Raw genomic sequence first — 10,164 nt, 5'->3', positions numbered from 1 at the left:
ATATTTACAACCTCCGTAACATTAACTATAATATAACAAATCATGTATATAAAGTCCAACTTCTGTGGTTCACCTCAGTTTTTGCCTTAAGTGAAAACTGCCAAGCGGTATGATAGAGGAGAACAGGGGAAAAGAAGATTTGAACGTATATCAAAAAAATTAGGGTAGTGATAGTATGCGTGATGATCTTGAACAATATCGCTTATATGATACCATTATGTGCATTGATTTGAAGTCATTTTTTGCCAGTGTCGAATGTGTCGACCGCAATCGTGATCCGATGAATACACCACTTTTGGTTGCCGATACATCTCGAGGCGGCGGGACGATTGTTTTGGCTGTAAGTCCTTATCTTAAGCGCTTCGGGGTGCCGAATCGCTTAAGGTTATGGGAAGTTAATGCCAAGATAGGCTATATGATAGCAAAACCGCGGATGGCATTGTATCTTGAATATAGTCGCCGGGTTTTTAATATCTACCTCAAATATGTTTCGGTTGAAGACTTGTTTGCTTACAGTATTGACGAGGCTTTTTTGGATTTGACTAGCTACATGAGTCTTTATCAGAAAACTGCCCGTGAAGTCGCCAAAATGATTCTTGATGATATTCATAGTACTTTAGGGTTGTATGCAACTGTTGGTATTGGCCAGAATATGGTGATGGCGAAGATGGCAATGGATATTGGTGCTAAACATGCGCCGGATTTTATTGCTGAATGGAATTATCAAAATCTGGCTGAACATTTATGGCCGGTTACTGAACTGAGTTCGGTGTGGGGAATTGGTCGCCGCACTGCTAAAAAGCTCTACACTATGGGGATTTATTCGATGTATGACTTAGCGCATTATGACCCGGAAAAGCTAAATAAGCTTTTCGGTGTTCGCGGACAGGAACTATATCTGCATGCTCACGGCATTGATATTAGTAAAGTGAGTGATAAGTATAAACTAGGTGAGCGCAAAAGCTATAGTATCGGGCAGACGTTATTCCATAGTTACTTTAATGAGGAAATAGCAACGCTGTTGTGGGAATCTTCGCAGGAGATTGCCCGTCGTCTGCGCGCTGATAATCGCAGCGCGGCAACAGTTTTTGTTTATATCGGTTACTCTCATGAAATTGGCGGCGGCAGTATCCATAAGCAGATTAAGTTGGAGCAGCCAACCAATGACGCGTCGGAAATTTTCCGCCGCATCAATGTATTCTTGCAAAGTGAGTACCAAAAAGGTGCGCCGGTGCGCCGGATTAACATCGGCGCCGGCGGCATCCAGGACTTCAATGGCAATCAGCTGTCTTTATTTGAGCATTACCAGGATTATCATGCGCTTAATATCGCGATTGATGAACTGAAACTGCGTTTTGGCAAGAATGCGATTCTATATGGTTCTTCTTATACCAAGGGCGGTACGCTTAAAGAACGTAACCAATTGATTGGGGGACACAAGTTATGAAATTTAAACCAAGAGGAATTATTAAGTGGCATCCATTTAATGCAGTTGATGACATGGTTGCTGCACAATATGAGGTTGACCGAATTAATAATATCAAACCTCAGCCGGAACTGAGCATTGACCAGCTGGAAAATTTGCAGCGCGATATTGAAACGGCCTTCTTGCAGCAAGCGATGATTACCATTCATTATTATGAGGAGCATGCGATTCAGTCAGTCACTGGCATAATCAGTAAAATTGATTTGATTGCCGGATGTGTTTATATTGACAGGACTACGGTAGAGTTAATATCAATTTGTTATATTCTGGGAGAAATTTAAAAAACCGCCGGGCACAACCCGGCGGTTTTAATCAGTTTTTATGCGAAAATTGGCTCTTTAAACAATTGCGATTGTTCATAAGTAACTACCGAAATAGAAACGATATTACCGGTAGCGAGCGAAACTGATGGCGTATATAGCTGTTTGCCTTCAACAAACATCGTTACATCAGTCAGCAAGATCGTTTCACTGAAATCAGAACGGGCGTTCAATGTATTGTATTGAATCCCAAACAAATCCTCCTGATTAGGATAATCTTGTTGCTCGTTAATAATGTACTTCTTACCAATATAAATGCCGTTTGTGCATACGATAAATAAAAATTCGGCATTATCTTCTTCAATAACTTTCTTGCCGGCCAGCAGCGAATTATAAATACTGCCCATATGCCTCACCTCCATATGTTAATAATAACACTAAAATTGTTAATGCTCCTATTGAAATACTTTAAATGTTTTGCAGGAAAACGAAAGCGGCGCCCGCAAGCGGGTGCCGCTTTTTAATTATTCCCATGAGTAGAGATAAAGATACTGGTTAGTTCTTCGCTGCGCTGGGTTTCAATCTTTCTGGCATCATTACACATAGCAATTTTTATACTTGTGGCTTCGCCTTCAATTTGATGCCAGAGCTGATCGGAGATGACAACGATGTTGTCAACGAAAGCTTCTTCACCAATCGTGTAGGCGCCACCGTAATGGGCAGGAATTGTTGTGCCATCAATGGTGATTTCTGATTGATTGGTTTTACTCCAGATTTCAGCTCTAGTGTCACCAAACTTAATTACTGGCTGTACTGCTGTTGGTTTAGCGGTACTGATATCGTAAATGACATAGGATTGAATAAGTTTATTTGCTAGAGACAGCGGAATATAAGCTGTCTTTTTGTCGGCGGTAATTTTATATTCACCTTCAACCCGAGTTGTGTAGATGACGCTATTGTTGGCATCAATGAATGAACTGATAGCTTGCGCCTGCCCAACTAATAAGACCGCGTTAGCTTCTGCTGATTGCAGCGGGTTGCTGCAACCGCTCATGATGAACATCAGCATGGTGAGTGCTGTAAAAATACCTAGTTTCTTTTGCATATAAATCGTCCCCTTATTGACCTTGTATCTCTATTATATAGGGAATATCTGACACCAACCATCGAACCAACTTACAATGATTTGCTGAGACCTTACAAAATGGTCATTTTAGCCATTTTTTAAATTATATTTTTTAAGCAAAAACGGTTGTCTTTTATAACGAAATAGGGTAAAATTAATCTATAAGTGGTAGAAAGTGTCACAAAGTGGAAGGAAGTGGTTAATTTGTTCATCGGTGAGCATCGTCATAATCTTGATACTAAATCTCGATTAATCGTGCCGGCAAAGTTCAGAAACGAGCTTGGCGACACTTTTGTGATGACTCGCGGATTGGAAGGTTGCCTCTTTTTATTCCCGCAGACACAATGGAAACTTATTGCAGATAAATTGAATGCACTACCACTGATGAAAAAGGATGCCCGGCAGTTTGCCCGGTTCTTCTTATCCGGGGCTACCGAGGTAGAACCTGATAAGAATGGGCGTTTCGTCATCCCACAATCACTACTGGCATATGGCAAGTTGCAAAAAGAATGTGTCATTATCGGTGTAAGCAACCGAGTGGAGATTTGGGACCGCGAAGCTTGGGATACTTTTACCACTGATTCATTCGAACATTTCGAGGAAGTGGCAGAGAGTCTTATTGATTTTGAAATTCAGTTGTAGGAGGTTTGGCTAGTGGATCATACGAGTGTGTTACTTGATGAAAGTATTGAAGCATTACAGATTAAAACTGACGGTATATATGTAGATGCAACACTTGGTGCCGCCGGTCACAGCAGCGAAATTTTAAAACGAATTCCGGAAGGTCATCTTTATAGTTTTGAACAAGACCACACCGTAGTTGAAGTTGCTCGCAAACGCTTATCGGCAATAGCAGGTAACTTTACTATTGTAGAAAGAAACTTTGTTGAACTAAAAACAGCCTTAGCTGAGCTTGGTGTCGACAAGATTGATGGCATACTCTTTGACTTAGGAGTATCATCAATGCAATTTGACCGTGGTGAGCGAGGATTTAGTTATAATCATAACGCCCGCCTGGATATGCGCATGAATGATCATCAGGAATTGGATGCCTACCAGATTATTAATACTTGGAGCTTCCAAGACTTATATAGAATTTTAACTGTATATGGAGAAGAGAAATTTGCTAAGCAGATTGCACGTAGCATTGAGCGTGAGCGAAATGAGCAACCAATCGAAACCACGTTTCAATTGGTTGACCTGATTAAGCAAACATTGCCGGCAGCAGTGTTAAGAAAAAAAGGCCACCCGGCCAAGCAAACTTTTCAAGCATTACGTATTGCTGTAAATGATGAACTTCGCGTATTTGAAACTGCGTTAGTAGACGCAATTGAAATAACCGCAATCCATGGACGGATTGCAGTTATCAGCTTTCATTCATTAGAAGATCGCATTGCTAAAAATATTTTCAAACAATATAGCAGTAATGAACAAAAATTGCCGAAAAATCTACCGATTTTACCGCAAGATGAAGAATTAACCAAATTGAAATTAATAAATCGTAAACCGATTATTGCCGGTGAGCAAGAGCTAACTGATAATAATCGTGCCCATAGCGCAAAATTGCGTGTAGCTGAAGTACAAAGATAAGGAGTGGACAACGTATGTTGAATTTAAAAAAACTTGGTAAGAAAATTTCATTTATAGAAAAAATAATTTACTCATTCACATTGGTGTGCTTGTTGGCGACACCAATGTTGGTTTTGAGTATCTCATCAATGAAAATTTCTTTAGATAAAGAAACTGGTGATTTGCAAACGCAGATTACTACTCAGCAAGTAACCAATCAAGCAACTGAAGTGAAAATAAGTGAACACTCAACATACAACGAAATCTTTGGTACTGCTGCAGCGGATGGGATGACTCAGCAAGGAAGTAACGTTCAAAGTTTAGCTGATTAAAAAATGACCAGGCAGCGCGTTTGCTGGCTGGTCTATTTTTATTGTTTTAGTAATTACACAAATTTGACAAAGCGGAGATTAACACTTAAAATATCTGCTTGGAATAGGTGATAAAAAAGATGAAGATGAACAACGGAAATTCAAATGTAGTTATAAAGTTTTTTTGTATCGTCTTTTTTGTGTTAATCGGAATTGTAGCGCTTCGTGCCGGCTTTATTGCTATCTTTCAAAATGTAAATGGCAATAACCTAATTGAGTTCTCGGAGGGGCGAGGAATCAATAAGGAGATCCTTCCAGCTGAACGGGGAACGATTTATGACCGCTTTGGACAAAAAGTTGCACAAAATTTAGATACATATAATATTAGTATTGTTTTAACTAATAAATATGCTATGCCTGGTGAAGTTGCCAGCATGGAAGATATTGATGCCGGAGCTGAGAAATTGGCGCCGGTTATTGGTATGCCTGTAGATGAACTAAAGGAATTACTTTATGCTCAAAAAGAGGCAGGAGCCGATCAAACTGAGCTTGGTTCTTACGGACGAGGATTATCACAAACAAAAATGGAAGAAATTGAGGCTTTAGGTCTTACTGGTATTGAAAAAACTAAAGTTCAAAGTCGCCAATATCCACAAGGTGTTTTTGCCTCACATACGATTGGTTATGCAACTTATGATCCGGAAACTAAACAAGTTATCGGGCGTATGGGTATTGAGTTAGTCTTTGATAAACGGTTGGCCGGGAAAGCCGGTTCTTATGAATATCAAGAGAATGCTCATGGACAAAAGATTTCATCAGCGCCGGAGATTCGCGTTGAGCCTGAAAATGGTGATGATGTTTATTTAACTTTAGATTTAGCAATCCAAAACTTCGTTGAAGAGAATATTAAAAAAGTACAAGCAGAACATAATCCGGAATGGATTCAGGTCATGGTTGTTGACCCTAAAACTGGTAAAATTTTAGCAATGTCATCAACACCGTCTTTTGATCCTAATATTCGCGATATTCAATCATATGTGAACCCATTGAACGAGTCGGCGGTTGAGGTTGGTTCGGTTATGAAACCACTGACATATGCTGCGGCTATTGATGCTAAAGAAGGTTATAACGGTGATGAAATTGTTCCGTGGACCGGTTCTATCGAAGTTGATGGTTTTACTATTAATGACTGGAACCGTTATGGATGGTCAAATATGAAATATGATGATGGCGTTTGTCAATCATCAAATACCGCAATTGCCAGTGTTGTTGTTAATAAAATGCAGTCAGAAACATATTTGAAGTATTTAAATGCATTTGGCTTCGGTAAGGAGACTGGCATTAAGCAGACACTTGGTGCTGAAGCCAGCGGAACAATCTTGTTTGGTACTGAAGCTGAACGGATTACAACTGGATTTGGTCAAGGTACTACGGCAACAGCGATGCAAATGATGCAAGCTTATACTGCTATTGCTAATAAAGGGAATATGATGGAATTACAATTGGTTGATAAAATTGTTGATTCTAATAGTGGAGACTTAATTTATCAAGCAACACCAAAAGTTGTAGGTAATCCGATTACTAGTGAAACTGCTGATTATGTTTTGGATTTAATGAATCAAACTATTAATCGTGGTGATTGTAGTTCGGGTGGTACATATGCCATGGAAGACTTTACTTTAGCCGGCAAAACCGGGACTGCTGAGGTTCCGGATCAGGAAAACGGTGGATATTACCATATTGGTGATACTGGATATAACTACTCATTCGTTGGTATTGCACCAGCAGAAGATCCACAATTCTTGTTTTATGCAACGATTTCACGACCAAAAAGTGATCCGACTATGGCAATGCATCATTTGGCAGAGCCAATCATTGAAAATAGTGTTAAATATTTAATGAGTAAAAACAGTAGTACCGGTGTAAGTATTAATACTGGTTCAGGCTACTTAACAGCTATAGATTCTTTTCCATCTTTCATGAATCAGGTTGTTGCTGATGTGAAACCAGTTATTGAAGGTCAGAAAATTAATGCTGTCATTATTGGCGGCGGTGATACAATTATTCGTCAAAGTCAAGAACCATATACCCCATATTACTCAAATGAACGGGTATTCTTGTTAACGAATGGTTCAGGCTGGAAAATGCCGAATATGTCAGGTTGGTCAAGAGTTGATGTTGAACGCTTTGCCAATATTACCGGAATTAAGGTAAAAATAGAAGGTAGTGGATATGTTAATAGTCAAAGCATTGGCGAAGGCAGTGATTTTACTGCCGGTGATGAGTTGTCGATAACACTTGCACCGTAGATATATAGTGGCGTGTTAGTGAAGAAAATGATACAATAAAGAGTGATATTTTTAATACTAAAGGAGACAGCTGTGCATGGTTAATATGGATACAATATTATTTTTGTCATTTAGTGTGTTGCTTGGCTTTGTAACCTCAGCGATTATTGGAAAAGTTGGGTTGCCAATTCTAAAGGGTCTGAAAGCGCGACAAGAAGTGCGTGAGGAAGGTCCCGAAGCACATAAAAGCAAATCGGGAACGCCAACTATGGGTGGCTGGTTCTTTATTTTAGCAACACTGCTGTCGTTATTTATTCTTTCAGCAAGCAAAACCGTAATCGGTTTTATCGGCGATTCATTTTCGCTTGGTGATTCATTTTTCTTCTTGCTGAGCGGATTATTGTTTTATGCTATGATTGGTTTTATTGATGACTTTTTGAAAGTTGTTTTAAAGCAAAATCTTGGGCTGCGTGCCTGGCAGAAGTTAGTTTTACAAATTGTTGTAGTAAGTTTCCTGGTTATTTTCTTCCAAAACTTAATTAAGGATACTGAGGTTGCCCGTGATATTGTTATCCTGCAATGGATAATTCAAGTGCCATTCTGGGTGTATGTACCATTTGTTGTGCTAATTTTCTTGGCAACAACGAATGCAACTAATGTCACCGATGGTTTAGATGGCTTGCTTTCAGGTTGTGCGGCAATTTCATTTGTTGCTTTTGCCTTCATTGCCTTAATGCAAAATAAGGTTGGTGTAGCCATTTTCTGCTTGGTGTTGACCGGTGCTCTGCTTGGATTTTTGTTGTATAACAAACATCCAGCGAAAGTCTTCATGGGTGACACTGGTTCCTTAGCAATCGGTGGATTACTGGCTGCGGTTGCCGTGGTATTGCATGCTGAATTTTTATTGGTCATTATTGGCGGTATATATGTTTTTGAAACCTTTTCAGTACTTTTACAAGTGGTTTACTTTAAGTACACTAAGAAACGCTATGGCGAAGGTCGACGGATTTTCTTAATGTCACCGTTCCATCATCACCTTGAGTTAAAAGGCTGGAATGAGCAAAAGATTGTTAGAATTTTCTATATTGTTTGTACCGGTTGTGCGATAGTTGGGGTTATATTAGCATATTTTTCGAATTTTAATATCTACTAATGAGAGAAGGCTAAAAGATGCGTGTTGCTGAAGATTTTTTTGATAATAAACGAGTACTGGTTTTAGGCTTGGCAAAAAGCGGCTATTATGTAGCGCTTCTTTTGCAACGGCTGCGGGCTCATGTTATCGTCAACGAATACAAAGAGATTGATGCTGAAGATCAGTACGCGAAAGACCTGACCGAACGTGGGATTCAGATTGTATCCGGCGGCCACCCGTTATCATTATTGGACGGTTTAGATTTAATTGTAAAAAGTCCGGGAATTCCTTATCGTAATTCCTTGCTCGTTGAAGCAGCAAAGCGTAACATTCCAATTGTAACCGAAGTTGAAATTCCATTTTTGGCAAGTGATTGCGAATTCATTGGAATTACCGGAACAAATGGAAAAACAACAACAACGGTACTCTTACATCAAATGTTGACTGCCGGTGGCCTTGATGCCCATTTAGCAGGGAATATTGGTGAAGTAACATCGCGAGTTATTGAAGAAGTGAATAGCGATGCATTATTAGTAACCGAACTTTCTTCATTCCAACTTATGGGAATGCCAAGTTTTCATCCTCATGTTTCAATACTATTGAATCTTGATGAAGCTCATTTGGATTTTCATGAGTCGATTGAGGAGTATCATCAGGCCAAGTGCTTAATTTTTAAAAACCAAAGTGCTGATGACTTTCTTGTTTACAATGCTGAACAAGCAGAAATTGTTCATGCTGCGGCAACTGCCAATTGCCAGCTTGTTCCATTTTCAACTGTGGAAAATGAGCCGGCAGGTGCGTGTATTGTTGATGGTGTTGTCTACTTCAAAGGCGAAGCAATTATGCCTATGGAAAAAATTCAGTTACCAGGCAGCCATAATCTGGAAAATATTCTGGCGGCAATCAGCGTTGCGAAACTCTATCATGTCAGTAATGAAAAGATTGTTCAGGTACTTTCAACCTTTAGCGGCGTTGCTCATCGGTTAGAATATGTGACGACAATAAATAAACGATTAATTTATAATAATTCTAAATCAACAAATATTAAATCGACACAAACAGCGTTAGCAGCATTTGAACAACCAATCGTGTTAATTGCCGGTGGTTTAGATCGTGGCATCGAATTTGATGACTTGCGTCCATATACTGAAAACGTAAAAGCTATTGTCGCCTATGGACAAACCCAAAGCAAATTTGCTCAATTAGCTGAAAAGATGAAAATAAGCTGTGCTCTTGCAGACTCATTGGCGGAAGCAACGGTTATGGCTTACGGCTTTTCTGAGCCGGGTGATGTTATTTTGCTATCACCAGCATGTGCCAGTTGGGATCAGTTTCGCTCATTTGAAGAACGTGGTGATATATTCAAACAACAAGTTTCTTGTCTTGCAAAAGAACTAAAAGAGGAGTGTTAGCAGATGAAAGCAGAAGTATTTAAAGGTTACAAGCATCCATTTATTGATGACGCGTTTTATGTTCGCGATGAAGTGTTCACTAAAGAACAAGGATATCCCAAAGAAATTGATATTGATGAATACGATAATGACGCTATTCATGCTGTGCTTTACACTGAAAATAACCAACCTATTGGAACGGCTCGAATGATTATCAATGAAGCCGGTGATGCAGCCAAGATTGGTCGGGTTGCAATCGTAAAAGCTGAACGTGGTAAAGATTATGGTTTACTGGTTATGCAAAAGTTAATTGATTATGCTCATGCTAATAATATCTTTGTTATTACCTTACATGCACAAACTCATGCACAAGGCTTTTATGAAAAACTGGACTTCGAAGTAATCGGTGAAGGTTTTATGGAAGATGGTGCAGCACATATTCGTATGGACCATAGACACGAGAAATAAGATGGGCTAATTTGGTCTGGCTAATTGAAAACGATTCACGCAAGGTACTAGCGCAAGCGCGTCAGAAATTGTAGGAAATTGGTGAAAATTAGGAGGGAGCGTATTTTAAGATACGCACCCCAAAAGTACTTGT

Annotated in this window: 11 protein-coding genes; 9 read left to right on the top strand and 2 right to left on the bottom strand. The window is 39.5% G+C overall.

Going from position 1 to position 10,164, the window contains the following annotated elements:
• Window positions 1–175 precede the first annotated feature (175 nt).
• Both FEZ08_RS10030 and FEZ08_RS10025 read left to right on the top strand, forming a co-directional pair.
• Window positions 176–1,447, top strand: a complete 1,272-nt coding sequence (locus tag FEZ08_RS10030) for a Y-family DNA polymerase (protein ID WP_138191946.1) — start codon at window positions 176–178, stop codon at window positions 1,445–1,447.
• Entirely contained in the window at window positions 1,444–1,767 is a 324-nt protein-coding gene (locus FEZ08_RS10025) for a YolD-like family protein (RefSeq protein ID WP_138191944.1), read from the top strand. Before FEZ08_RS10030 ends, FEZ08_RS10025 begins: the two co-directional genes overlap by 4 nt.
• A 38-nt stretch (window positions 1,768–1,805) precedes the next feature.
• Here FEZ08_RS10025 and FEZ08_RS10020 read toward each other — a convergent pair whose 3' ends face one another.
• Together FEZ08_RS10020 and FEZ08_RS10015 are read right to left on the bottom strand one after the other, a co-directional pair.
• A complete protein-coding gene (locus tag FEZ08_RS10020; protein WP_138191942.1) occupies window positions 1,806–2,153 on the bottom strand; it encodes a hypothetical protein in 348 nt (115 codons plus the stop codon).
• A 113-nt stretch (window positions 2,154–2,266) separates the two neighbouring features.
• Window positions 2,267–2,851 carry a lipoprotein BA_5634 family protein gene (locus tag FEZ08_RS10015; protein ID WP_138191940.1) on the bottom strand — a complete coding sequence of 195 codons (585 nt, stop codon included), beginning with the start codon at window positions 2,849–2,851 and terminating at the stop codon, window positions 2,267–2,269.
• A 225-nt stretch (window positions 2,852–3,076) separates the two neighbouring features.
• Between FEZ08_RS10015 and mraZ the strand changes: the two genes are divergently transcribed.
• The 7 genes from mraZ to FEZ08_RS09980 all read left to right on the top strand — a co-directional run bounded on the left by mraZ (window position 3,077) and on the right by FEZ08_RS09980 (window position 10,031).
• On the top strand, window positions 3,077–3,514 hold the full coding sequence (gene mraZ, locus FEZ08_RS10010; RefSeq protein WP_138191961.1) for a division/cell wall cluster transcriptional repressor MraZ: 438 nt from the start codon (window positions 3,077–3,079) through the stop codon (window positions 3,512–3,514).
• 12 nt (window positions 3,515–3,526) lie between these two features.
• Window positions 3,527–4,462 (top strand): 16S rRNA (cytosine(1402)-N(4))-methyltransferase RsmH, encoded by a 936-nt coding sequence (gene rsmH / locus FEZ08_RS10005; protein WP_138191938.1) that lies wholly within the window; start codon window positions 3,527–3,529, stop codon window positions 4,460–4,462.
• 14 nt (window positions 4,463–4,476) lie between these two features.
• Window positions 4,477–4,773 (top strand): hypothetical protein, encoded by a 297-nt coding sequence (locus FEZ08_RS10000; RefSeq protein WP_138191936.1) that lies wholly within the window; start codon window positions 4,477–4,479, stop codon window positions 4,771–4,773.
• A gap of 119 nt (window positions 4,774–4,892) precedes the next feature.
• Entirely contained in the window at window positions 4,893–7,061 is a 2,169-nt protein-coding gene (locus FEZ08_RS09995) for a penicillin-binding transpeptidase domain-containing protein (RefSeq protein WP_138191934.1), read from the top strand.
• A gap of 76 nt (window positions 7,062–7,137) precedes the next feature.
• On the top strand, window positions 7,138–8,193 hold the full coding sequence (gene mraY / locus FEZ08_RS09990) for a phospho-N-acetylmuramoyl-pentapeptide-transferase (RefSeq protein ID WP_199288070.1): 1,056 nt from the start codon (window positions 7,138–7,140) through the stop codon (window positions 8,191–8,193).
• A gap of 17 nt (window positions 8,194–8,210) precedes the next feature.
• Window positions 8,211–9,584 carry a UDP-N-acetylmuramoyl-L-alanine--D-glutamate ligase gene (murD, locus tag FEZ08_RS09985; RefSeq protein ID WP_138191932.1) on the top strand — a complete coding sequence of 458 codons (1,374 nt, stop codon included), beginning with the start codon at window positions 8,211–8,213 and terminating at the stop codon, window positions 9,582–9,584.
• 3 nt (window positions 9,585–9,587) lie between these two features.
• Entirely contained in the window at window positions 9,588–10,031 is a 444-nt protein-coding gene (locus FEZ08_RS09980) for a GNAT family N-acetyltransferase (protein ID WP_138191930.1), read from the top strand.
• Window positions 10,032–10,164: the final 133 nt, after the last annotated feature.

The sequence above is a fragment of the Culicoidibacter larvae genome, from assembly GCF_005771635.1.
Lineage (GTDB): Bacteria > Bacillota_I > Bacilli_A > Culicoidibacterales > Culicoidibacteraceae > Culicoidibacter > Culicoidibacter larvae.
Note: the sequence above shows the minus strand (reverse complement) of the source record. Positions and strands in the feature narration are given on the sequence as shown.

Excerpts from the sequence above, each read along its gene's own strand:
- FEZ08_RS10030 (WP_138191946.1), top strand. The coding sequence starts at position 176 with ATGCGTGATGATCTTGAACAATATCGCTTATATGATACCATTATGTGC.
- FEZ08_RS10025 (WP_138191944.1), top strand. The coding sequence starts at position 1,444 with ATGAAATTTAAACCAAGAGGAATTATTAAGTGGCATCCATTTAATGCA.
- FEZ08_RS10020 (WP_138191942.1), bottom strand. The coding sequence starts at position 2,153 with ATGGGCAGTATTTATAATTCGCTGCTGGCCGGCAAGAAAGTTATTGAA.
- FEZ08_RS10015 (WP_138191940.1), bottom strand. The coding sequence starts at position 2,851 with ATGCAAAAGAAACTAGGTATTTTTACAGCACTCACCATGCTGATGTTC.
- FEZ08_RS10000 (WP_138191936.1), top strand. The coding sequence starts at position 4,477 with ATGTTGAATTTAAAAAAACTTGGTAAGAAAATTTCATTTATAGAAAAA.
- FEZ08_RS09995 (WP_138191934.1), top strand. The coding sequence starts at position 4,893 with ATGAAGATGAACAACGGAAATTCAAATGTAGTTATAAAGTTTTTTTGT.
- mraY (WP_199288070.1), top strand. The coding sequence starts at position 7,138 with ATGGTTAATATGGATACAATATTATTTTTGTCATTTAGTGTGTTGCTT.
- murD (WP_138191932.1), top strand. The coding sequence starts at position 8,211 with ATGCGTGTTGCTGAAGATTTTTTTGATAATAAACGAGTACTGGTTTTA.
- FEZ08_RS09980 (WP_138191930.1), top strand. The coding sequence starts at position 9,588 with ATGAAAGCAGAAGTATTTAAAGGTTACAAGCATCCATTTATTGATGAC.